Annotated in this window: 19 protein-coding genes; 2 read left to right on the plus strand and 17 right to left on the minus strand. The window is 43.6% G+C overall.

The window, feature by feature from the left end:
• Positions 1-17 precede the first annotated feature (17 nt).
• From H1R16_RS03985 to H1R16_RS04035, 11 genes are all read right to left on the minus strand, one after another.
• Complete coding sequence (locus H1R16_RS03985) at positions 18-1,106, minus strand: glycosyltransferase family protein (RefSeq protein WP_181887520.1); 1,089 nt, start codon at positions 1,104-1,106, stop codon at positions 18-20.
• A 20-nt stretch (positions 1,107-1,126) separates the two neighbouring features.
• A complete protein-coding gene (locus tag H1R16_RS03990; RefSeq protein WP_228451389.1) occupies positions 1,127-2,443 on the minus strand; it encodes an oligosaccharide flippase family protein in 1,317 nt (438 codons plus the stop codon).
• Positions 2,436-3,560: a non-hydrolyzing UDP-N-acetylglucosamine 2-epimerase gene (gene wecB, locus H1R16_RS03995; protein ID WP_181887522.1), complete on the minus strand. Its 1,125-nt coding sequence runs from the start codon at positions 3,558-3,560 to the stop codon at positions 2,436-2,438. Before wecB ends, H1R16_RS03990 begins: the two co-directional genes overlap by 8 nt.
• On the minus strand, positions 3,557-5,923 hold the full coding sequence (locus H1R16_RS04000) for a GumC family protein (protein ID WP_181887523.1): 2,367 nt from the start codon (positions 5,921-5,923) through the stop codon (positions 3,557-3,559). The genes wecB and H1R16_RS04000 overlap by 4 nt, the downstream gene beginning before the upstream one ends.
• Before the next feature lie 21 nt (positions 5,924-5,944).
• On the minus strand, positions 5,945-6,733 hold the full coding sequence (locus H1R16_RS04005) for a polysaccharide biosynthesis/export family protein (protein ID WP_181887524.1): 789 nt from the start codon (positions 6,731-6,733) through the stop codon (positions 5,945-5,947).
• A 79-nt stretch (positions 6,734-6,812) separates the two neighbouring features.
• Complete coding sequence (locus H1R16_RS04010; RefSeq protein ID WP_181887525.1) at positions 6,813-7,859, minus strand: Gfo/Idh/MocA family protein; 1,047 nt, start codon at positions 7,857-7,859, stop codon at positions 6,813-6,815.
• Between the two features lie 1,325 nt (positions 7,860-9,184).
• The gene (locus H1R16_RS04015) at positions 9,185-11,119 is read right to left on the minus strand and encodes a polysaccharide biosynthesis protein (RefSeq protein ID WP_181887526.1); all 1,935 of its coding nucleotides are present in this window, start codon (positions 11,117-11,119) and stop codon (positions 9,185-9,187) included.
• A 68-nt stretch (positions 11,120-11,187) separates the two neighbouring features.
• Complete coding sequence (locus tag H1R16_RS04020; RefSeq protein WP_181887527.1) at positions 11,188-12,345, minus strand: aminotransferase class V-fold PLP-dependent enzyme; 1,158 nt, start codon at positions 12,343-12,345, stop codon at positions 11,188-11,190.
• Positions 12,346-12,772: 427 nt separating this feature from the next.
• Complete coding sequence (locus H1R16_RS04025) at positions 12,773-12,994, minus strand: hypothetical protein (protein WP_181887528.1); 222 nt, start codon at positions 12,992-12,994, stop codon at positions 12,773-12,775.
• Positions 12,995-12,998: 4 nt separating this feature from the next.
• Positions 12,999-16,592: a hypothetical protein gene (locus H1R16_RS04030; RefSeq protein ID WP_181887529.1), complete on the minus strand. Its 3,594-nt coding sequence runs from the start codon at positions 16,590-16,592 to the stop codon at positions 12,999-13,001.
• Positions 16,593-16,641: 49 nt separating this feature from the next.
• Positions 16,642-16,860 carry a hypothetical protein gene (locus H1R16_RS04035; RefSeq protein ID WP_181887530.1) on the minus strand — a complete coding sequence of 73 codons (219 nt, stop codon included), beginning with the start codon at positions 16,858-16,860 and terminating at the stop codon, positions 16,642-16,644.
• Between the two features lie 215 nt (positions 16,861-17,075).
• Here H1R16_RS04035 and H1R16_RS04040 point away from each other — a divergent pair, with 215 nt between their 5' ends.
• A complete protein-coding gene (locus H1R16_RS04040) occupies positions 17,076-18,908 on the plus strand; it encodes a helix-turn-helix transcriptional regulator (RefSeq protein WP_182035789.1) in 1,833 nt (610 codons plus the stop codon).
• A gap of 541 nt (positions 18,909-19,449) precedes the next feature.
• Here H1R16_RS04040 and H1R16_RS04045 read toward each other — a convergent pair.
• Positions 19,450-19,842: a VOC family protein gene (locus H1R16_RS04045; RefSeq protein WP_181887532.1), complete on the minus strand. Its 393-nt coding sequence runs from the start codon at positions 19,840-19,842 to the stop codon at positions 19,450-19,452.
• A gap of 81 nt (positions 19,843-19,923) precedes the next feature.
• Here H1R16_RS04045 and H1R16_RS04050 point away from each other — a divergent pair, with 81 nt between their 5' ends.
• A complete protein-coding gene (locus tag H1R16_RS04050) occupies positions 19,924-20,169 on the plus strand; it encodes a helix-turn-helix domain-containing protein (RefSeq protein ID WP_181887533.1) in 246 nt (81 codons plus the stop codon).
• Positions 20,170-20,303: 134 nt separating this feature from the next.
• Here the strand turns inward: H1R16_RS04050 and H1R16_RS04055 are convergent, their stop codons facing one another.
• The 5 genes from H1R16_RS04055 to H1R16_RS04075 form a co-directional block, all read right to left on the minus strand.
• Complete coding sequence (locus H1R16_RS04055; RefSeq protein ID WP_181887534.1) at positions 20,304-20,894, minus strand: acetyltransferase; 591 nt, start codon at positions 20,892-20,894, stop codon at positions 20,304-20,306.
• Positions 20,891-21,499 carry a sugar transferase gene (locus H1R16_RS04060; protein WP_181887535.1) on the minus strand — a complete coding sequence of 203 codons (609 nt, stop codon included), beginning with the start codon at positions 21,497-21,499 and terminating at the stop codon, positions 20,891-20,893. Before H1R16_RS04060 ends, H1R16_RS04055 begins: the two co-directional genes overlap by 4 nt.
• 282 nt (positions 21,500-21,781) lie before the next feature.
• Positions 21,782-22,672, minus strand: coding sequence for a polysaccharide deacetylase family protein (locus H1R16_RS04065; RefSeq protein WP_181887536.1), 891 nt, complete (start codon positions 22,670-22,672; stop codon positions 21,782-21,784).
• Between the two features lie 17 nt (positions 22,673-22,689).
• On the minus strand, positions 22,690-23,766 hold the full coding sequence (locus tag H1R16_RS04070) for a GNAT family N-acetyltransferase (protein WP_181887537.1): 1,077 nt from the start codon (positions 23,764-23,766) through the stop codon (positions 22,690-22,692).
• Positions 23,767-23,771: 5 nt separating this feature from the next.
• A complete protein-coding gene (locus H1R16_RS04075) occupies positions 23,772-24,956 on the minus strand; it encodes a glycosyltransferase (protein ID WP_181887538.1) in 1,185 nt (394 codons plus the stop codon).
• Between the last annotated feature and the right edge of the window lie 2 nt (positions 24,957-24,958).

The following is a 24,958-nucleotide window of genomic DNA, read 5'->3' on the forward strand; positions in this document are numbered from 1 at the left end:
CAGATTATACCACACCTCTAACCCAGTTTGCTTAAAATTCTGGAAAGTTCTGCATCGTAATCATAGGAATTATAAAATTCCGAAGCCCGCGATGCATAATCATCATAATTCTCGATTATGTCCGACAGAGCAGAAATAACAGATTCCCTATCAATAAAATCGGCACATCTTCCCATCTTGTTTGTCTCAATGGTATTGTAAAGCCCAGGGATGTTGTTGCCAAGCATTGGAAGCTCAAAATTAGAAAACTCCCACAACTTATTTGGAGCGCAGAAAATATTGTTCAGGCTAGAGTGGTCATAAGACAATACACCGATGTGCGCATGGCTGGTAATATGTAAATGATAAGGCGGCGCAACAAAAGGTATATAAAGTATAGCTGGATTTATAGCGAGAAGCTTCTGGAGATACTGTGTTTCTGGCCCCATCACAATAAGAGAAAATTCCGGACGTTCGGTTAGGACCTTGCACAGGCCCTCCAAATCTCTTTCCGGTCGTATCATTCCCTGATAAATAATGATCTTGGTGCCATCCAAAGTTCTGATTTTGTCTTCTATATCTTTTGGAAGCGGCAGATTTCTACCGCTAATACCAGTATAGGGTTTGTTTAGAATTACTTTTGGCGTATGTGGCAATTTCCACCAGACTCTAAGGATGTGCGCTCTTTCATCATTAGAGCATATTACCATTTTCGCTTTAAGCGCGAATTTCTTCAGTCTCTTTAAATATAGGGGTTCATCATCAAACAGCTCATACAAATTTAAAACATAGTTACAGTTCAGTAATTTGCTGCCTAAAGCTAAGGTAGTATCTGCTGCCGGTAACCAAATAAGTTTTGAAGTATAATTGTTTTCGTTAATAATTCTCCAGAATGTTCTTCGGATTTTCAACCAGTAAAGTATCTTGTTTTTTGAAGGAACTATGTTAGTGATATGAAGAGTCTCGCACATCTCATGCAATTCTTGCCGCATGGCTTCTGTTCTTTCGTAACCCAAGACAAGATGAACCCGGTAACCGTTTTTCTTTAGGTATCTTAATAATGATAAAATCGGCGGAAAGTCCGATACACTAGTCTTATGCAATACAACTATTTCTTTGTTATCCATTCCGTACAAGTTAAAAACATTTACCTAACTATTTTTTTAATGTATAAAAACTGAATAAGTGTGTGAACTACATAACTTAACAAATATGCTACAGCTAAACCAGTTGCTCCCAATTTCAAATGTGACACGAAAAGCATGCAAGTGCCAATGAGAGTTCCGGCCCAAATAAAATTCACTAACAACCCAAGCCACATTTTTCCCTGACTTGCAATCGCTTGACCTACCACATTATTTACCGCAATAAAACCCGTTGTAACAAACATAATAATGAGCGGAACAAGCGCGTCTTGGTAATTATCACTGTACAGTCTGATGATTACTGGTGAAATCAGGATTAATATGGTGACTATTCCAAAAGCTATAAAAAAATTCAGCTTTATGTTTTTATTCAAAATGTGTTTATAATCGCTTTTTCTGTCTACACTTTGTGATAGTAATGGTAAAGCAATCTGTGCTAAAGCGGTTGGAATGAACAATATGGTGCTTCTCCATTGGTGAGCGATGTCAAAATCAGCCATTTGCTCGAAACCGTTATGTTCCTGAATCAAAAAATAATTACAGAGCCACGTAACCGGACCTACCATTATTCCGGCAAATATAGCAGGAAAGCTGAACTTCCACAGCACTTGGCTCTCCTTAAAATTATCTTTCTTAAAAATACTAATAGAAAAAATCTTATAAAATTCTCGGTTCAGTGTCCGGAAATTTAGGATAAAAAGAAACAAATAATTCAGTCCAAAAGCTACAACAACCGCTTGCAATCCAAGATATCTAGAAGCAACAACCATCGCAATTGAAGAAACTACGCCCGCAACAGCGTTATTGATTGAGAGCTGTTTAAAATTTTCAAGACCCGCAAGTATACCACTCTGTATGCCGTTCAGTGACGAAAAGAACAGTATAAAAGCACTTATTCTTATTTCAGTGATTATTTGAGGAGCTTTAATCATCATCGCAATTTCCTGAGCATAAAAATAGACCGATATTCCTATGATTATACTAATGATTAGGGCAAAAAAAGTTGATAACCCAACAATTCTTTCTACCTTTTGTTTGTCGGTAAAACGATATTGAGAAATATACTTGGTGGCAGTAATTCCAAGTTCCATCCCGGCGAACATAGCAAACATCAGGATGGTAGACTTTATTATGCCAAACTCACCATACTCGTGTTTACCCAAATGCTGAGTCACGAGGATCGTCGCCACCAACAACGAAAGTTTAGACAGGATATTACCAGTAAGTATCCAAAAACTATGATGGAAAATTCTCTTATTTAATTCGGAAGATAAGACTGCTTTAATTCTACCATTGATAAGGTTTAGCAATTTACTCACAGCACTCGGAAGCTAAATATTCCACAATTCTTCTACAGGCATTTCCGTCACCGTAAGGATTGTGCAAAGCACTCATTTGCTGATAGCGAGCCTCGTCCTTTAGCAACATCCGTGTTTCGGCAACAATTTTGTCTTTGTCTGTGCCTACAAGAATCACGGTACCTGCCTCCACTGCTTCAGGACGCTCTGTAGTGTCACGCATTACTAAAACGGGCTTACTTAGACTCGGTGCTTCTTCCTGTACACCGCCCGAATCCGTGAGGATTAGATACGAGCGGTCCATTAACCAGACAAACGCAGGGTAAGATTGCGGCTCTATAAGTATGATGTTACTAACTCCCCTCAGCATGTCATATACTGGCTTCCGAACATTTGGATTGAGATGCACGGGGTAGACTATCTGTATTTCGGAATGTTCTTCTGCAATTTGTCGGAGTGCCCCGCTGATGTTTAAAAAGCCCTGTCCGTGATTTTCTCTTCTATGACCAGTAACCAGAATAAGTTTTTTGGAGTCATTTAACAATTCTCGCAGCTTGCGAATATCTTCACTATCTTCCAATTTTACTTTTTGGGAGCTATACAATAAGGCATCAATTACAGTATTTCCTGTTACAATGATAGTTTTGGGATCAATGTTTTCTGCAATTAAATTCGCTTTTGATTGATCTGTAGGGGCGAAATGGTAGTCAGCAATCCTACCCGTAATTTGCCTGTTAATTTCTTCAGGAAAGGGTGCTTTTTTGTTAAAGGTCCTTAATCCTGCTTCCACATGGCAGACTTTAGCCCCTGAATAAAATGATGCGATCGCGGCGGCCATAGACGTGGTGGTGTCGCCGTGTACAAAGACGAAATCTGGAACGTAACTGTCTAATATTTCTTTTAATCCTAATATAATTTCTGAAGTTAGAGAATAAAGATTCTGATTAGGTTTCATCAGATTGAGATCAAAATCTGGTTTGATCTCAAAGAAGTCTAGAACCTGATCAAGCATCTCACGATGCTGCGCAGTAACACAAACTTTTGTTTGAAATCCCGGTTGCGTTCTAAAGTATTTCACAAGTGGAGCCATCTTTATGGCCTCAGGCCGGGTGCCGAAAATAATTAATATTTTTTTCATAGGATCCTGTTCTTAAGTCTCTGCCAGAAACTTTTCTCCACTGCCGCATATCCGTAACCATACTTATTACCATACCCAAAGTAGGATTTCTCCACATCATTCAGCACAAAAGCCACGTTCTTAATCTTTTTGGCGTCAATCTGCTTATTGGCAAAATCAATGAGGCCTTTCTCGGTATACGCTGATCGCGTCACATACAGCGTGGCATCGGCCATCTCCGCAAACAGGAAGGTATCGGTTACCAGCATCAGTGGTGCTGTATCCAGGATTACATAATCATAATACGGTTTTACCTGCTCTATAAGCTGCTCGTACCGGCCGCTCGACAGGAGTTCTGTTGGATTAGGCGGAATGCTTCCGGAATAAATCACGTCACAGTACGGATTGAAACTGCTCACATGTATAATATCGTTCACTGCAGTATCCTCATCATGAAGGAATTCAGTAAGTCCTGCCAAACCCTTCCGCGCGGGATTGTAGCGCTGCAGTTGTGGATTACGGATATCGGAACCTATTATAAGGACCTTGTGCTTTGGAGTAGCCAGCGTGAGGGCAAGATTTACTGATACAAAGGTCTTTCCTTCCCCTTTTACCGACGAGGAGACAAAAATGACTTTTCCTCTGTCCTTCTTCGGCAGCATGAAATTCAGGTTGGTAATAATAATCCTGAAAGCTTCTGCCATGGGCGACAGGTCGTTCTGACCCACAAGTTCACTCTGCCCTCTTTCCACCTGCGGCAGCTCGCCCAGAATTGGAGCATGCGACAGTTTTTCCAAATCATGCTTAGAGCGGATTTTATTGTTAAGCAGTTCCTTCAGATAAATAAAGACAAAGGGCACCAGAAGTCCTAAAAGAAGTGCAGCGCCCAGTACAATCATCTTCTTGGGTGCTACAGGCTTTTCTGATGGATACGCTTTATCTATTATTCTTGCTTTTGGCGCCGTTATGGCTAGTGATATTGCCGCTTCCTCCCTCTTCTCCAAAAGCAGGAGGTACAGGTTCTCCTTGGTTTGCTGTTGCCTTTCAATGCTTCGGAACAGTTTTTCCTGCGCTGGAATCCTGCGGATTTTTGAACTTATGACATTTTGCTCTCCGGCTATCTGATCTCTGGATGCCTGCAGCGCGGTTCGGTTCTTAATCAGGTTATCCATCACCGATGCCCGCAGTGCCGCTATCTGACGGTTAAGGTCTGTAATGAGCGGGTTTTGGGGTGTAGCGTTCTCCAGCAGATTATTACGTTCCAGTATAAGCTGGTTGTAGGCCTGTATATTCGCCGAAGCGGTGGGATTACTTAGGCCAACGCTGGAAGGCAGGGTTTGGTTATTGCCAAGTCGAGACATATAGGATATCAGGTCACCGGTAAGTGCAAGCTGTGTTTCTGTTTCAAGGAGCTGTGCCCGGGCATTGGCCGAACTTCCTAAAGCTAAACTGGCTTCTGTGGGGATATCTGTAATATTATTTGCTACCTTAAACTGCTCTTTTTGGCTTTCTACCTCACCGAGTTCATTCGCAATGATCCTTATCCGGTCATCAATAAAGTCCTTCGTTTTCTTGGATTCCGAATTCTTATCGTTTATTGCATCCGCATTATAGGATTCTACCAGTTTATTGATGATTTGCTTTCCTTTACCTATATCCGGATAATCCAGTTTAAGTTCCACCACAGTTGCATCTTTATCCACCAGGTCTATCAGGGTCATCTTCTGGAAGTCGTTCACGGTTTTGACAGTGCTCCTGTAGATGATTTGCAGTTCCCCAATGTCCTCCTTATTTGCCGCATCATATTCGGGGTTTTTAAGAATCATGATATTTGCAAAAGGCAGGCTGATTGTTTTCCCTAAGCCAGTTACTACAGGTTTAGGCAGATCTTCCGATTCAAGTTCGACCTTACTGCCTGTAAGGCGCAGAAGAAGAGGTGCAAATGATTTTTTGTCACTGTTCTTCTCAGAAATAAGCTTAATAATTAAAGGAGCAGACGAGCCGTAGAGTTCAGTGGTTGTAAGACCGTTTTTATTTAAAAGAACAGTTTGCAGGCCCAGCGAAGTAACCACATCCTGCATAAGTTTCTTGGATTTGAGTACTTCAATTTCATTTTCAATGCTGTTGGTGCCCATGGAGCCCATTCCGCTCAGATCAGAAAGCATAGCCATATCTGATGACGGCGCCTTCTTGGTGTCTTTTATAAGTACGGTAGAGGTTATATTGTAAACGGGAGTAGCGGTTTTAATATAAAAAACGGCTATAGCCAGCAAAGTGACTGCCGAAAGCACAAACCACCACCATTTGCGGAGGTAAGGTTTTATAATTTCATTGATGTTTACCTCCTCAGAAGTCTGCACTTCTGTATTTGATGTTACACTCATGTAGTTCAGACTAAAAAAATGTTAATTCTTGAAAATGGTGATGAAGATACCCGCCAGGCCGATAAGGGTGCCCGCTATGGCAATATAGGTACCTGTGTTGGGATCCAGCCGCGCTACTTTTTCTTTTGTTTGATTTGCCGAAACATAAATCACGTCACCCTGCTTTAGCTGGAAATACGGCGAGTTGATGAAGTTGGCCTCCAGAAGATTCAGCCTTTCCTCGGTAATCACGCCGTTTACGTTGCGAACCATCAGGATATCATCACGCTTTCCGTAAATAGTCAGGTCTCCCGCAAGTCCAAGTGCGTTTAACAGCGTAGTCTGACCTTCAGGAATAGTGTACTGCCCCGGACGGGCCACCTCGCCCAGTACCGTCACCTTGAAATTAGCGAGTCTGACGGTAATCACAGGGTTTTTTACATAGTGTGAGATACTTTCGTTAAGTTCTGCCTTTAGAGTTTCCACACTCTTTCCGGTAGTACTTAGTGTTCCCAAAATTGGGAAATCGATATTTCCTTCGGAATCTACAAGATAGGTACGCTCCACGTTGGGTGCAGCCGTGGGAGCAGGGGTCTGCGCTGTGTAATATCCCTGGTTGAACGGCCTTACTACCTCCATGTTCTTGGCCGAAACGAAGATGACTAGCTGGTCCCCTTTCTGTATGGTCGCCTGCGCATTATTTAAAGCTGCCTGCGTTGCTATCTGCTTGGCATTCTGCAGATAATTCAGTTCACTTTGCTTTTCTGGCTTGCGCGTCGTACAGGACTGCAGGAAAAACATAAAAAGCAGCACACCAATGATTCTGTTCATATTTCAAGTTAAGAGGCAAATATACGATATTGATTTATTTAATGGCAAGGCTTATCTGTTGGCTCTGCGCGCATGTTGCTCAGTTAAACTGACCCCGGCCGGAAGCCGACGTTCTCCGTCCGGCGGTGTACATTCGGCCAATAAGATCCACTACGCTCAGGCCGTCGGCGGGATCCATGGCCTGCTCTGCATTTCCCCTAAGCACGTCCACAATGTTTTCGAAAATAAAATGATGGTTTAAGGCCGAGCCCTTATAGGACCCGTAGTCGTTCTCCGGATTGGTGGGAGCAAGTTCCGGCATGTCATAGTCTTTAATATGACAAACTTCCACTTTATCCATATACTGTCCGCCAATTTTTACGGAACCGTTCTCTGCAATCACGGTCAGCGAGCTTTCAAGGTTCCTGTTCCATACCGAAGTGGAAAAGTTCAGGCACCCCATAGCACCGTTTTCAAACTCTAAACGTATCATGCCGCTGTCCTCAAACTCCGTAAGCCGACTGTGGTTAAAGTCTGCAAACCACGAATCAATATGTTTCACATCGCCAAAAAGCCAGTACATAATATCAATGAAATGTGAGAATTGAGTATACAGGGTGCCACCGTCCAGTTCTTTGGTTCCGCGCCAGGAGCCCGGAGCATAATAACGCTCGTCCCGGTTCCAGTAGCAGTTCAGCTGAATCATATAAAGCTTTCCCAATTGGCGGCCTGAAATCATTTCCTTAAGCCAGACAGCCGGGGGCGAATAACGGTTCTGCATCACCAGGAATAGTCTCCGGTCACGTTCCTTAGCCACCGCAATCAGATGTGCTGCATGTTCCCTGTGAAGTGTTACGGGTTTTTCTACAACTACATGACGGCCCGATTCCAGGACCTTGAGAGCCTGGTTATAGTGAAGGCCATTGGGGGTGGCAATAGTGATTACATCAGGATCTGCATCTGAAGCCAGCAACTGCTCAAGCGACGAAAAAAAAGGAACGCCATAAGGCATAATACCCAACTCTTCCTGGGGCTTTACATCAACCAATGCAGTAAGTACACAGTCTTCATTACGGCTGATCATCTCAGCATGTCTCTTGCCTATATGTCCGCATCCCACTACGGCAATCCTTATCTTCTCCGACATTTTATCTCATTAAACTTTCGTCCCTTACAGGGGTCTAAATATAAATAAAAATGTGCAGAACGAAGCAAAATCAGGGCAGAAGTTTGGTTGACAGTTGGACGCAAGATGATCAAGTCTGATTCAAAATAAATAATCCAAAATCCACGGGTAACTTAACTCTGTGTCCTCCGTTCAGCCTCTGTATACTCTGTGGTTAAATAAGATAAAAGAGCAAAGAGGAAAGAATAAAGACAGTGCCGCGGAGATTTCTGCGGTTCTTTCTCTGTGTACTCTTTGTGTCCTCTTTGTGCCCTTTGTGGTTAAATATGAGGTATTTACCAGGATCCAGGGCTAACAATCTGTTTTAAGGTTAGACGGTTTCAAGTCTGATTCAAAATCAATAATCCAAAATCCACGGGTAACTTAACTCTGTGTCCTCCGTTCAGCCTCTGTATAATCTGTGGTTAAATTAAATAAAAGAGCAAAGAGGAAAGAATAAAGACAGTGCCGCGGAGATTTTTGGCGGTTTTTCTTTGTGTACCCTTGGTGTACTTTGTGGTTAAACATGAGCTGATTACCAGGATCCAGGGCTAACAAACTGTTTTAAGGTAAGACGGTTGGACGCAAGCTGATCAAGTCTGATTCAAAATCAATAATCCAAAATTCACAATTAACTTAACTCTGTGTCCTCCATTCAGCCTCTGTGTACTCTGTGGTTAATTAAGAAAAAAGAGCAAAGAGGAAAGAATAAAGACAGTGCCGCGGAGATTTTTGGCAGTTCTTTCTTTGTGTCCTCTTTGTGCCTTTGTGGTTAAACATTAGCTGATTACCAGGATCCAGGGCTAACAATCTGTTTTAAGGTAAGACGGTTTTAACGTCTGATTCAAAATAAATAATCCAAAATACACGGGTAACTTAACTCTGTGTCCTCTGTTCAGCCTCTGTATACTCTGTGGTTAAATAAGATAAAAGAGCAAAGAGGAAAGAACAAAGACAGTGCCGCGGAGATTTCTGCGGTTCTTTCTTTGTCTACTCTTTGTGCCTTTGTGGTTAAACATGAGCTGATTACCAGGATCCAAGGCTAACAATCTGTTTTAAGGTAAGACGGTTTTAAAGTCTGATTCAAAATAAATAATCCAAAATCCACGGGTAACTTAACTCTGTGTCCTCTGTTCAGCCTCTGTATACTCTGTGGTTAAATAAGATAAAAGAGCAAAGAGGAAAGAACCAAGATTGAATGAGAGCCAGGCAGTAAATTCTCCCAACTCCCCTACAACTTTACGCCTTTACGCCTTTACAACTTTACAGTCTCGGCTCGTGAATCCCGGCTCTACCCTCTGACCCCCTTAATCCAGTGCCTCATACACGGAATTGTTACTTATGAACTCCGGAACGATATTCTTCAGGTTTCTTACCACATCCACTTTGTCCCTGCGAAGGGCCGCTTTGATTACTAAGTTGGTCAGCCCGTCTATCTGATCGAACGGCAGGCAGGCATCCTTCGAAATAAGTATTTTCTCGTGGTGGGTCTGCAGCGTCTTGGTACCGTCGGTTAATAACTCTTCGTAAAGTTTTTCGCCCGGTCTTAAACCCGTGAACACAATTTTAATATCAAGGTCGGGTTCCAAGCCGGAAAGTTTAATCATCCGCTCCGCCAAATCAAGTATTTTAACAGGTTCACCCATGTCAAAAACAAAGATCTCACCGCCATTACCCATAGTACCGGCCTCCATAACAAGTTCGCAGGCCTCAGGAATAGTCATGAAATAACGTACAATATCGGGATGTGTGATGGTGATAGGTCCGCCTTTTTCAATCTGCTTCTTAAAATGCGGTATTACGGAACCGTTGGAACCCAAAACATTCCCAAAGCGCGTAGTGATGAACTTGGTTTTATTATTATCCACCTCCTGAAGTGCCTGAACGTAAAGTTCCGCAGTTCTCTTGGATGCTCCCATTACATTGGTCGGATTTACAGCCTTATCGGTAGAAATCATTACAAAACGGTTTACCTCATAGCGGCTGGACAGGAACGCCAGATTTTTAGATCCCAGAACATTGACCAGGATGGATTCATGCGGGTTTTCTTCAATCAGCGGCACATGTTTATAAGCAGCTGCGTGATAGACCATTGCAAAATGATACTTTTGAAAAAGCGGCTCCAGGCGGTGTCGGTTGGAGATATCAGCCAGCACGAACTTAAAATTAACTTTAGGGAAGTTCGTTCTCAGTTCCAGTTCTGTCTCGTATAGTGGTGTTTCTGCCTGGTCCAGTACCACGATAAGTGCAGGTTCGTACTGCGCCACCTGCCTTACAATCTCACTACCTATGGAACCTGCTCCTCCCGTTACCAGGATGATCTTTCCGAAATGACGGCTTTTGATCTCGTCATTCTCAATCTTGATAGCCTTTCGGTTCAGCAAGTCTTCAATCTGAAGGGATTTTATTGAGGCATCAGGGTCATTGTTCCTCAATTGCTGCAGGGTGGGTGCTTTATAAACCTGCAGGTCTTTTTCCAAAAAGAAGGCCACCCACTGATTAAGCTCTTCCTTGGACATCATCTCCTTTACCACCAGGATACCGTCCAGCATAAGGTCCTCCTTGCTGGTATTCTCAATCTTATCCTTACTGTAAATGGGTTTACCCAGCAAACTGGCACGGGCCGAATCATTCCGTTGGGTCAGGAAGCCTGCAATATGATAGGGCAGATTAGGGTTATCCAGTACGGCACGCGCTACTGCCACAGCCTGTTCATCTATTCCCAGTACCCAGATTCTTGTACGCTGCGCACTGCGCCGGTATTCCCGGGCATAGTAAAAAAACTCCTTTACCGCCAGGCGGAATATAAAGAGGAAAATGAATGAGGTTGTGAAGAATATGGCCGAAAAAGGAATGGACATATAAATCAGTCGCTCATTTGTGACCAGATAAAATAAAAAACTTCCAACACCTACGCTAAAAGTAGTGCAGAAGGTGGCCATAAACAGTTTAAACAGGTCTATAAATGTGGAATGGCGTATAATCCCTGTAAAGGTGCGAAATATAAACATGAAGAATACGCTTATGCCCAGAATAAGAAAATACATATAATTCCGTCCGTAAAATACCGACTGAACACTATAGGTCAATTTCTCAATTACATAACAGGAAAAATACACAGCAGCGGCCACAAAGCACAGATCGAGAATCAGTACTACCCACCGCGGCAGATAACGGATATCTGTAAGGTTAATTAAAGTATCCCCGCCATATATTTTGTTTCCAAATCTCCGAAGCTTCATATTCTTCGTATTAAGGTTTGGGTTAAAAGATCGTTTTTCATCAATAATTGTGTGTGTTTTTTTTTAAATTATACAGAAGGAGACCACGCTACTTCAGGCACCATTGTTTGTATGGCTTCAGCAATACGTTCATGTTCGGCGGCCCCGAGATTGGAGCCCGAGGGCATGCAGAGGCCGTCTCTGAATAGTTCTTCAGAAACACTGCTACCGAAGAAATCGGTGCCGCGGAATACCGGCTGCATATGCATAGGCTTCCATAATGGACGCGACTCAATTCCTTTGTTCAGCATTCTAAGCCTTAAGTCCTCACGGGTAAATCCGGTTTTCGCTGGATCCACAAGTATGGAAGTTAGCCAGTGATTGGAGAAAAAATCCTCATTAGGTTCAGTAAAAACCTCAATTCCGTCTACATCCTTGAAAAGATTGGCATAGAAGGACTGGTTCCTTTTTCTGGCGGCTACCCTTTCATCCAAAACTTCCATCTGTCCGCGGCCGATACCTGCCGATATATTACTGAGACGGTAATTGTAGCCAATATGGGTATGTTCATAATGCGCTGCTGCATCACGTGCCTGGGTGCCCAGGAAAATACTTTTCTTTTTGAGCAACGGATCTTTGGTTACCAGCGCGCCGCCTCCTGAAGTGGTAATGATTTTATTGCCGTTAAAACTAAGGATGGCCATCTGACCAAAGGTGCCGCATTTGACTCCTTTGTAAGTGCTGCCTAAAGCTTCAGCAGCATCCTCCAGCATGGGGACACCATACTCATTACAGACAGAAATAAGTTCATCCATTTTCGCCGGCATGCCGTACAGATGTACTATGATCACAGCTTTGGGTAGTTTTCCTTTTTTCGCACGGTCTGCCAGCGCCTCCTGCAGGGCTTCCGGACATATATTCCAGGTATCCTTTTCACTGTCTATGAAAACGGGCGTTGCCCCCACATAAGCAATGGGATTGGCCGAAGCAGCAAAGGTCATGGACTGACAGAATACCTCGTCGCCCGGACCGATGTCCAGCATGACAAGAGCCAAATGAAGGGCTGCGGTACCCGCACTCGTTACCGCTACATGAGATCCGTTTCCAAGATATTCTTCCAGATCCGACTCAAAACCATTAACATTCGCACCAAGCGGTGCCACCCAGTTGTCAGTAAATGCCTGGTGGATATACTTCAGTTCATTTCCGCCCATATGCGGTGTGGAGAGTAAAATTTTAGGATTCATCAAGTGTTTTTTTAGAATATGGGGCCACCAGCTCAGCAATCTTTGCCGGGCTGAGCAGGGAATCTACAGTAATTTGCGGGGACGGGCGAAAGCCCAACAGCCTCGCTGTTGGCATAATTTCAAAAAAGGTATTCCTAACGGATTTGATTACAATCATGCACCTATAAAGTAAAGTTCACTGTAAGCCCACAAAATTACATTTTTTACCCTAATAAATTATAAAATCCTCTAAGATTAATCTGTCTGGCATAAAGTCCCTCTCTGATATGTCCCGCGGTAATGCCTGTTGTAGTAATTTTGAGTACAGTGCGGAAAAAAGGGCATTCCTAAAAATGCCCTTTGAAACAATTATAATACAGTAATTTATTTACCTGCCGACAATGGGGGTTGCGGACAGGATAATAAACTAAGGTTTTGTTATGGCCGGTTAGGCGGTTATTCTTAGTTTTGCAGCCGTCTGCACTTCTGCTTGATTGGTCGCAGTAACCAGAGAACTCAGATTCAGTCTTCCATTGGCACCGTGTTTTATTCCACGGCTTTCAAAATAGATACGTCCCGAGCCTGTTTTGTCCGCATTTTCATACATGATATTCAGTTCCCTTTCCAATCCTGCTCTCGTATCGCTTCTTCTGTCTTTATTTTGGTTCATAATATTATTCATTTACAATTTCATATACTGATTCTATATTTTCTCTCGTAATCCTGTGTGCCACAGCATTATTAAGTGCATGCTTTACAAAATGATTGTAACTGCCGGAAAGCCACTGTTCGCGGTTAAAACTCCGGCGTACATACCAATCGGACATCTTCACCTTATTGTGCGTTAGGGGGAAACAGTAGTCACCCATTAGTTTTGTAATATTTTCTGAAAACTGCTGGTCCAGAAAATGACCGGACTGCAGGTCATCCAGCACATCCTGTAGTGATGCAAATGCCAGATGAGGTACATAGGGTTCACCTGCTACCGCCACAGTCTCCTGTAAGTTGCTGTGTACGGCAGTGCTAAGTTCCGTAAAGCCCGCACGCTTAAGTTCAGTTCCCGCATCCATTAAATTTTTACGGATGCTTAAATGCCGTATGGCTGCTGCACTGCCAATGATTGATGGAAACTTCTGCAGTGCTGCACCAGTCACAGATGGGTATTTTACAGAGGCCTGATACAAAACCATACTGCACAGTTCAGTCGCGGGTTCCGGTCGGTCCTCTATACACTGTTCCAGCAACTCCTTTACGGTTTGTGGAACCGCGGATACCAGGGTGATCAGCGTTTCTTCGGCACGGATACTTACCGCATTGTCGGGATGGTTCAGGTGCCAGATCAGCAGCCGCAAAGCCATCTGGCTACCGGAAACTGATTGTTCTGAACGGTTCAGCCAACTGTATTTATCGGTAGAAGCCTTATCAGGACGGACCAGGTAGTGGAAATGTTTGCTGATGACATCCAGCAATTCTTCACCTGGCAACTCGCCGGCTTCAGCATTCAGTAACTGCTCTAATCCAGAGCAAAGTGCTTCGGTATCAAAGCCATAATCGTCCGCCGGACTCAGTACATGCTGAACCCAATGCGATCCCTGCCTGCTTACACCGATTTCTTCCCCATGTTTCACTCCGTTTAAAGAACCTTCAAACGGTCCTGTGCTGCCCGTATCCTCCAGGATCATGGGCTCATTGACCTGAATAAAACCTTCAATTCGGGCATAGTTCGTTGGCGAGAGTCTCAGCATGAGTACGCCTGCCAGCTTGCGAAGTGTTTTACGGTCCAGAGATCGGGAAAGCCTGAGCGTCCAGTCTTCACAGATCTGGTCAGTTTTGCCGTCTTTTAAAGTTTCAATTTCATTAAGGATATCTGCCATTCCGCTTCCGTACAACTGTACTTCCCGCGCGCTTGCGGTTGTTGGTACAAACAGACTGCACAAACCCCATTTCAGGTAGGGATCACAGTCCAGGTGTTCCAGAATTTCCAGCAGTGCACTGCTCTCACGAAGATTGGCAGCTCCCGGGCGGTAGCCTGCTCCACGGGTGGGTGCATCAAACGTGGAACTTTCTGCATTCATCAGTACTACTTCCGGTGGTGGTAAAACTTCAAATTTATAGTACGCTAATGCTTTTTCCGTCATTCCCGCTGCCGTAAGTATTCCTGCAAACTCTTCTTTGAAAGGCTTTACCGCATTGGGAAACGTCATCTCACCGGCCGCAGAATCCAGGATGGCGGCAAAATTCTGAAGGGCCGTACCCGATGCGGTGGGGAAATGCTTAAGAGTTTCAGTAATCAGACCGAATTGGGATTCACCACGCCAAAAAGGACCCATGGAACTTTCCAGCATTCGCTGCCAGCTGAAGGCAGCTTTGTCTTTATCATTATAGAGGCCGCAGCATTCTGTTATGCTAATCAGTTCTTCACATCTTTCCCAACGGTTTTGTATGCCGGAAAGTACATGTTCCTGCCACCGTTCCATCAGCTGCAGCACAAATTTTCTGTCTACTTTGGCCGGCAGCAGTGCCACAGCGGTCGCTGCCATCACTTTTCTGAATCCTTCGCTGTAAAGGCCAAGCTGACCGGTGCAGCCGTTACACATTTCCTGCAGTAATTGAGGCAAGTCATCAGGCACAAGTCCATGGGTAAGGGAGATCAGTTTTTCCCAAAGTAGGGGGAATACCTGCTCCGGCAGTTGGTAGCTTCGCTCCCACTGGCTTCTGGAATCCAGAGTAAATCGCATCGTAGGAACAAGCTGTAACAGACAGTTCTGCAGTTTTTCTGTTTCCATACCTCGGCTGGCCTTCTGATATTGGGCTGCACCCTCTAAAAAGTAAACTTCATTAATAAGTTGCTGCAGATCTGTTTGCCACGACTTCGCATGCCACTTCTTGGCTTTTACTTCAGGCATAGCGCCATCATGCAGGTATCCTCTGCAAATTGCCGCCAGACTCATGCGCTCATAGCTCTCGAAATCAACGTCCACACGGTTGGGCGTCCACAGGGAGGTGGAGGTATGCTCATATAGATACTGCGTCATCAGGTCACGCAGCAATGCCGTATCAGTACTGTTATGAATAAGTGGTGTGATTAGTATTGCCCGTTCCGACGCACACTGTGGTGCTCCGTAAATACGGATCATTGCTTCCAGGTTCGCGGTCATGGTACGCAGTACTGCATTCACCGGCAAACGCTGCATAGTTTCCCCGCCGAAAACCCTCCCGAATTCCAATAGGGATTTCGCGTAGGAAGCGATTCTTGAATGATCTTCAGCACAGTCCAGTAAGTTATCCAGGTCTTCGCCGCTGCTTAACAGCTCACCGTAGGTTAGCATAAGTGGGTCATTCCACGCCACACAGTGATCCCAGATCAGCTGTACGGTTTGCGCTGCACTCCATTCCATATCCGGGTAGGTGCAGGGATCAGGAGCAAATACAGGTGCATTCCAGGGTGTTTTTGCTTCCATGGCCGCATAATACAGGGCCGACCGTAAACTGTCATCAAGTTCACTTCGGAACTGCTGGTCTATGGCTGTCCGCAGTTGTGCGGCCTCTGCCCAGGCTTCGCAGGCATACAGTTTACCAAGAAAATGAAAGGCGCGGTCCGCGGTCACCTGTAAAGCGTTATTCCTTGTAAGGTACAGCAATACTTCTCCAAACTTTTTCTGCGCTATGAGGGCGCTGGCCAGTTCTTCCCTAAATTCAGCAAACGTTGTCCGGTACCGCACGTTTAATCTCTTTAACAGGAGGGCCAGCCTAACTGATTCCGCCGGCAGCTGCATTTTAACAGCCAGTTCTGCTGCGCGTTTAACATCCTCCAGAATCCACTCAGGATTTACGTGGTACAGTGCGGCCCGGTCTGCCCAATCCTGGGTACAGTCCAGTACTGCATTTAGCGGGTACGCTGAGAGCGCGTCATGATACAGCGTATTGGCTACGGAATAGGGACGGTCCGGATAGTCACGGGAAAACTGCAGCAGCAAATCGTTTCCTTCCAGCATAAAGGCAGAATGCCTTTTTAGCAGGAACTCTCTTAATGTAGCGTGACCTATTTCCAGCGTTTCCAGGGAACGGTAAAGGTGCCGGATAGCCGACATAGCGTAGGCTCGGTCTTCGCGCACCTCCAGCGGCAGCATATCCAAAAGGTCAGCTGGGGGTATGGGTCCACGGGCTTGGGAAAGAAGTATGCTGATCCACAGTCTCGTGCGGTCTTCCAGCAGCTCTTCGCCTACACCCGGATCATAATTCCGGAGTTTTTGGTTATTAAATTTCATCGCTCAGTTTTCAAGGGGGATTGATGGGGGTCACAAAAACATACCGTAATTATTTTCTTGGCGGGATTACAGGATCATTGTCATCAATAATTGATGTAGGAGGTACTGCGACCGAATCTCTCGCTGTAGACATTGCAGAGTCACCTCCATCCAGAAAAACATTACCTGATGGATTCGTTTCTTCAAACATTTCCTCAGCCTGATCATTACGGCAGGACGATAATACTAATAGACTAACACACGCTGAGATTGCAATTAATTTTTTCATTTCAATTATTTTTTTCAAATGTATAGCTCTTTTTCATTAATCAAAAACCATGAGCCGTTTGGAGCGGTATTATCATAAAAAATAATGGTATTATTATAAAAATCTAACGGTAAATAGGTAAATAAATCCCTTAGATAAAAGTTAATACATAGGCTTAAGGTACGCTCAATACGAACTTTTTTATATATTTACCGATAGTAATCAGCACCCCCTGCTTGAAAACATCAAAATACAGCCGTAATTTTTTCTCCCGCATAGTCATTAGCTTGATTATGGCTTTCGCTATGGTGGTAAATGGGCAAAATAGGAATTTAGCTGATGAATCACTTTACTCCGAACTGGAAAAACAAATTTCAGCGGTACAGTATGAACCGGACCAGGTTCAGAAATTTATAGATCTGTACTCACTGAAAGCGAAATCAGAAAATAATCACTTAAAGATTTACCGGGCATATGTCTTGGGTACAAAATACGCAGCTAACCGGAAAAAAATGGCCTATGCTGACAGTATGCTCCGTACTGCAAAAGAAATTAGTCAACCTAATATCCTGGGCGATGCTTTAATGACTAATGGTACACTTCATGAGCTTAATGAAGATTATAACATAGCCTTACTAAGTTATGTGCAGGCGCAAACACACCTGTCCATAAAAAACAGTCCATATCTGGCTAATGTTTTAAACCTTAATATTGCACGAATCCGAAATTACCTCGGACAGAATGAAGAAGCAAAGGTATTAATTGAGGAAGCATTAGAATTTTTCAGGAAAAACCACGGTGAAAATGTGGATGATACAGATTATCGAAACTATTATATGCACTCCCTTATCGCCCTTTTGGATACACAGTCCAAGCTTGGCGAGTTTGCAGATAATAAAAAGCTTGTGGCAGAAGGCATTTCCTTTATTGAAGATGAAAAAATGCCGCAGTTCCGGCCCTATTTCGTAGGTTCAGAAGGAATAGACGCCTATTACAGGAAAAACTATCCGCTCGCCATCAGCAAATTAAACCATGCCCTCACCCTGTACTCGGATAACTGGAAACATCTCACCGAGAAGTTTTACCTCGGCATGAGCTATTATAAGGCCGGCAAACATCCTGAGGCCTTAAAATATCTTACGATGCTGGACGAAGAATTCCAGAAAACCGGTAAGATTGACCCCCAGTTCAGACCTGCCTTTGAAACACTCTATGAATATCATAAGAATACAGGCAATGTGCAGAAGCAACTGGAGTATGTAAATAAACTGCTGCAGATCAACACCCTGTACGAAAAGAACTATAAAGAACTTTTCCAGCAGCTCAGCAGCCGCTACGACAATAAACTTCTTCAGGAAGAGAAGGAACAGCTGCAGAACAGATTGGTTTCCGACCGGATACAGTCGGGGATTATAAGTGGTGTCTCACTCTTAATTGCCTGTGTTTCAATATTCATCGCCTTACGTTACTACCGCCGGAGAAATTATTATAAAAAGCTCTATGAAGAGTTTTCGGCGATTCCCCAGGCCGACGCCACTGGCCGTGAAGCAGAGCAAGCTGCAGAACCGAACGAAGCTGAAGCCTACAAACCGCAAACTGAAGGACTGCACGAAACGGTGCCGGCACCTGTGGTGGAGGAAAAAGAATTTGAGCCGGAAGAAACAGTGCCGGTTCAGAATGATGTGAAGAATGTGGGCGACCTCAATCCGCTGCTGGTGGAGCAGATTGTGGATAAACTGCATCATTTCGAGCAGGAAAAGGGGTATATGAAAAAGAACTTGACACTTACTGCCCTGGCTTCCCGGTGTGGTACAAACAGTTCTTACCTTTCTAAGGTGCTTAACCAGAACATGGGTCAAAGCTTTAACGCCTACCTCAACACACTCCGTTTAAATGAAGTCATTCATATGTGGAAAAGCAGGCCGAAAACACGGCAGCTCAGCATACAGGAAACCGCCAACAAACTTGGCTACAGCACCGCACAGAGTTTCTCCAAAAACTTCCAGGAACGCTACCACATCTCCCCTACCTACTTCCTGAAAAGGCTGAATGATGACGAACCGATTTAAATTGGGGATTTTAGATTTTGAATTTTGAATTTTGAATTGTGGATTATCAATCTTGGCTCCTGACTCTCAGCTCTCAGCTCTCATCTAACCACAAAGTTCACAAAGACTTTCACAAGGAACACAAAGAAAGCCTAAGAAAATCTCCGCGACCCTATCTTGATTCTTGGTTCTTTCATCTTTCTCCTTTTCTCTTTCTTCCAAACTTTACTATTTACTTTTGTCTTTATCTTCTGGCTCCATGCATTCAGCTTTCAGCTCTCATTTAACCACAGACTGGACCAAGGTTGCACAGAGGAAACAAAGCATTAAGTATCGGAAGCATTTCTGACTATATGACATCTTCTCGGCTGAACAAAGAAATCCTTAGCTTTTGCGTCTAGAAACAATATCATCTTATCATTTTAAATCCGAATAATCCGAACAGATTTCCAACAAGTTAGCAGAAGGCTTCCTTTTTAGATGAACTATCGCAGTAACTTCATATGAAAGCGACGAAATAATTTTCACATGTACACAGCAGGGAAAAGAACATTCCTTAAAGCTATTTTTCCAAAAGCTCAATAAGTCCCAAACTTGGATGATAAAGAAAACATATTTTTCTTCCCTCAAATGCTACTGCGGGCGTAGGAGGTAATACAAGCTTAAAACGGTTACTTTTAAGTTCTTCAATCTTTTGGTCCAAGTGGTCAACAGTGTAGCAAATGTGATATAATGATGATCCATTTTTCGATAAGATTTTGGAAACCGGATTTTCAGTAGCCGCGGGTTCTACCAGTTCGATAAAATGATCATTCTCATTTTTTAAAAATAAAAGATTAACCCCCTGTAGCGGGTCGAAAATAATATCAGAACAGGCTTCATATCCTAAGGCTATAAATGATTTGATACTTTTTTCAATTGATTTAGTCGCTAATCCATAATGGTGTACGGTCATAGTTTTTACTTTTTATTAATGTTAATTTAATAAAATTAACCGCAAAAATACATGATTTGGCGTTTACGAATAGATTTCTGCATGAATGATAGCACACAAAAATGTAATTTTCGACAATACTTTAACGCCTACCTCAACACACTCCGTTTAAATGAAGTCATTCATATGTGGAAAAGCAGGCCGAAAACCCGGCAGCTCAGCATACAGGAAACCGCCAACAAACTTGGCTACAGCACCGCACAGAGTTTCTCCAAAAACTTCCAGGAACGCTACCACATCTCCCCTACCTACTTCCTGAAGAGGCTGAATGATGACGAACCGATTTAAATTGGGGATTGTGGATTTTAGATTAGGAATTTTGGATTTTGGATTTTGAATCTTGATTCCTGGCTCTTGATTTTTGATGCTCGGACCACTTTTGGTTTTTGCCTTTTTACTTTTGCCTTGGCTCTTTCACAAAACTATTTAATTATCCTGCCTGGATTTCCGACAACAGTTACTCGATCAGGAATATCGCGGATAATCACTGCACCGGCACCGACTGTAACATTATTTCCGATCTTAATTCCCTGAAGCACCACAGCTCCAATACCGATCTGGCTACATTCGCCCACAGTAACGTTTCCTGCAAGTGCGGCATTTGGTGAAATATGCACATAATCCTCCAGTACACAGTCGTGCTCAATCACTGCACCGGTATTAATAATGCAGTGCTTTCCTACTAAAGCGTCTGGATTAATCACCGCGTTAGCCATAACCACGGTACCTGTACCTATTTTGGCAAAGGGGGAAACCGTACTTCGGGGATGAACCGCAGGCATATACTGCAACAACCTGGATTCCGCAATCTTTTTGCGGATCAGGTTATTACCTACAGCGATAACGGCTTTGGTTTCTTTTGATAGCTGTGCTCCATCATCAAGGTTTACCGGAACACCAAACAGCTCCGTTACGGGAGGATTGGCATCCAGTATTCTGTCCACCGTGATTTCATTCTTAAAAAGAATATCCAGAATCACCTTGGCATGACCGCTTGCACCGATTAAAATCATATCGCATTTCCTTTAAAACGTTCTGCAGTAGCCTGTCCTTCAGCACTGATGCCTTCTGATTTGAAAACCTTCTGTACGGTCATCATCAGAATTTGTAAGTCCAGTCCTGGACTTACATGGTCCACATACCAAACATCCATTATAAATTTATCTTCCCAGCTTACCGCATTCCGCCCGTTTACCTGGGCCCAACCGGTAATACCCGGTCTTACTTCATGACGCCTGGCCTGTTGCGGGCTGTATAAAGGTAAATATTCCGGAAGCAAAGGCCTCGGCCCTATAAGGGACATATCGCCCTTCAGTACATTAATCAGCTGTGGAATTTCATCAAGTGAAGTTTTGCGTACAAAGTTTCCGACCGGAGTCAAACGCTGCGCATCTGGCAACAGGTTTCCGGCTGCATCCCTTCCATCCGTCATGGTCTTGAATTTAACAATTTTGAAAATCCGTCCCCCTTTTCCCGGTCTCCTTTGCAGGAAAAATGGCTTGCCGCTGTTGACGAGAGTAAGACCGATTATAACTACTATTAAAAGTGGACTGAGAATAACCAAGCCTGCAAGTGCAGTCATGAAATCTAGAAGGCGCTTAATATAATTTCTATACATGGAGTTGTCGTTGGCTGCAGAGTTATCGGATTCTTCTCGAGTTGACCAATTTAGGATCTTGAAAAACAATTCAATTCCGCTTTAACTGATGGTTACTTTGTGCCATTTTAGAATTTGTAAAGGAGACTCTGTAAGTACTAATGTGCAAATATAATCATTCACACTCGCTTTCATTATCAGTTCGCTCCGTATTTTCATTGCGATTTCTAATAAAATAACGTGATAGTACAGGGCAAGGCACCATCTTTAGGTAATGTTATTACAGAGGAGATTACTCTGTACTTATTTCAGATCGGTCAAATCCATTACAGGAGCTAAACTCCACTCGATATCTAAATCAGCCTGCTCAACACTTACAAAATTCACTCCTTTAACCAACTGGACTAATTTTTCACAGGCACCCTTGGTGCCAAAATTACTTTTAAGGTACCTTATGTACCGGTTAAATAAATTGCCGTTTTCCATAAAATACTCTTCATATTCGCTGCGCGACATTAATTTATTAATTTCCGGTATTAAATCGCCGATGTGAAAGTAGGTCATCGAATAAGAATTGGATCTCATCTGATTACGGATAAATGAAAGCGGAAAAAACCGAAAATAACCTCCTCCTGAATATACAAGCTTGCTTCCCAACAATGTAACTGTAGAGACAGGGAACTCTTTTAATGTATGATTATTATATGAAATATAGGTAGGCTCCTTATACTTAAAGGATTCAAATCCTCCAAAGTCACGTGCCGCCGGAAAAATGGATGCGTCGCGCGTAATGCCACACTGACATAGAACCTCAAAGGCCCAACTGTTATTTTTCCCTATGGAGAATGCGGGTGCCCGGTAACTGAGAATCTTCTCACCCGTACACTGTTCAAGAGCATCCACAGCTGTACGGGTATCTTCAAATGTTTCCTCTCTGCTTAGTTTGTTCAGCCACATATGCTTATCAGAATGACAGCCCACCTCATGTCCTCGTTCAAAAATTTTCCTAACGATCTCCGGGAAATCAAGTGCCATCTTTCCCACACAAAAAAACGTAGCATTTGTATTCACTTCGTCCAGTAAATCCAGTATAATATTCAGAAAACGGTCGAACTCAGCATATTTCTCCGCGCGGCCTCCATGGTAGACCTTCTCCAGGTACCACTCCTCAATGTCAAAAGTAAGAATGTTCATTTGTGTTGTGTTGTTCATTAAAGGTCATCTGTATCTACAAACATAAGGTGCCAGTCTTTCTCACTAAACATTTCCTGCTGTTCAATTTTTCCTGACAAATTCTTGAAAATAAAATGGAACTTAAACGGACTCTTTAAAAAACCGTGGGACAATATACGGTATTTTCCTGCAGAGAACTTACTCATCATCGTCATTATGGCTTCAATTCCATTTGCTCTTGCACGTTCTTCCATCGCGTTGTACAGATTATTCAGGCAAACTCCTTCTGTGTACATAAAATCAACGATGCCATAAGAAGGAACGCCCTCCCGCACCATAGCCCGCAGTGAAACAAAACCGATAAGCCGGTCCGCTCTGTAAGCGCAAAGGAACAGATATTCGGCGCCCGGCGCACCATAACGCCACTTGCTGAACGCAGCATCTTTCTTTAGTGTATTAGGTGTAGCCTGCTCATACGCTTTAACAAACTCACCGTACCCACTGATCTCTTCAAACTTTTTAAACGTAACAATTTTAATATCCGCATTATTCTTTTTCCTGAATGCTGTGCTGTACAGTGCAGCACCTATATTAAACACGGGAGCCAACACCCCTAATTTCTTACGCTGCAACAGTGAGTTCAGTTTCAGGAATTTGATATACAGAGGCATATCAAAACCCACTTCCCAACCCATCCGCATAAAACCGGGCATCACCGCCTTGCGGATGGGAAATGTAAGGTTGAAATCCACACCGGCTTTCGTTTGCTCTTCAGCTGCAAAGTTACCAAGTTTGGTGAATATCCCTGCTTTTCTCTGCTTTGGGCTGGTCATTACCCCGCAAACCATCCCTGAACTGTAAGTCCTGTTACCTATTTTATAAACAAAGGGCAGCGCGGCATAATAGCCCACCAAGTCGTCCTTTATCATCGCGGCGTACTCATAAGATTTGGTGGCAGCGGGATAGGACTGGAAAAGCCATTTATACTTATCAGTAGAATAAGAAATACTGGTGTGCGCGTCATCAAATACCTCGGGGAAACATTCAGCAAACAGCTTTTGCTGCCGGTCCAGTGACACATTGTAATCAAACTTCTGAAATTCTAGCATACTCATATCTGTTATTTACTTTGAAGCACCTCCCGCATATGAGGCCAGACAACCTCATGATCAAAGTGCTCCCGCACCCACTGGCGACCTGATTTTCCTATAGTTACAGCCAAACCGGCATCGAAATACATTTCAATCTTTGACGCAATGTCTGACGGTTCAATTTTTATATAGTGCCCGCTCACATTTTCCTTTATGGCATCCCTGCAACCCGTAATGTCACTCGCTAAAACCGGTACCTGCATGGCTGAAGCCTCAATCAGACTCAGTCCAAAACCGTCACGGTATGACGGAAGTACGAGTACAGACATTAACGGGTAATAATACTCCATACCTTCTCTAATAAATCCGGTTTTTATAATACTTGGATCACCATCTATAATGTTCACATAAGATTCAGGGATCGCATCCCGCTCTTCGTAATCGCCCACCAGAAGCAGCTTAATTGATTTTTCCGGATGTTTATCTACAAGGATACGGTAGGCATCAACAAGTTCCATGATGCCTTTATCGCGAACGAGCCTGCCGGAAAATCCAATTACAAAATCGGAAGGAAGAAAACCATAGCCAGTCTGTATATTTTGAAACTGCTCCTTCATTATCAGGTCGGGATGGTATTTGGATTCAGTATCTATCCCTCCACAGGTGCCACTGCCCAGAATTACACGTTTACCGGGCAGGTCAATTTTCAGTTCCTCACGAATCTGCATCACAAAAGGACTTACACAGACAACTTTGTGCGAAAAAAAGGACAGGAACCGTTCGAGATTAATGAATATTGCCTTCCTGAGCCCTGTTTCCGTTTCATAAAAAGTCCCGTGTGCGAAGAGTATGATTTTTGGTACGCCCATAATACGGCCCGCCAATACGGTGAGCAATGTACCTTTTGGCTGATGCCCGATCAGGACATTTACTTTATTACGTTTAATAAACTTACAGATCCGGTAAAGTGCGGCCAGATCTTTCATCGGGCTGAGCTGGCGGTTCAGCTCTATTGCCTCATAGCTTTTGAGCTGCTGCTCCTTTGCGAAATCATCCAGTTCAGCGTCGGGGCTGCATATCAGATGCATATCCACACCATGTTCTTTAAAATAGCGAAACTGCCCGCCAATAAAAATTTTGGCAGAAGAAAACAGATTGATGATTTCAAGTGCCCTTACTTTGCGTGGGTAATTATGGTTCATTATCTCCGGCATTC

The organism is Marnyiella aurantia (assembly GCF_014041915.1).
Classification (GTDB): domain Bacteria; phylum Bacteroidota; class Bacteroidia; order Flavobacteriales; family Weeksellaceae; genus Marnyiella; species Marnyiella aurantia.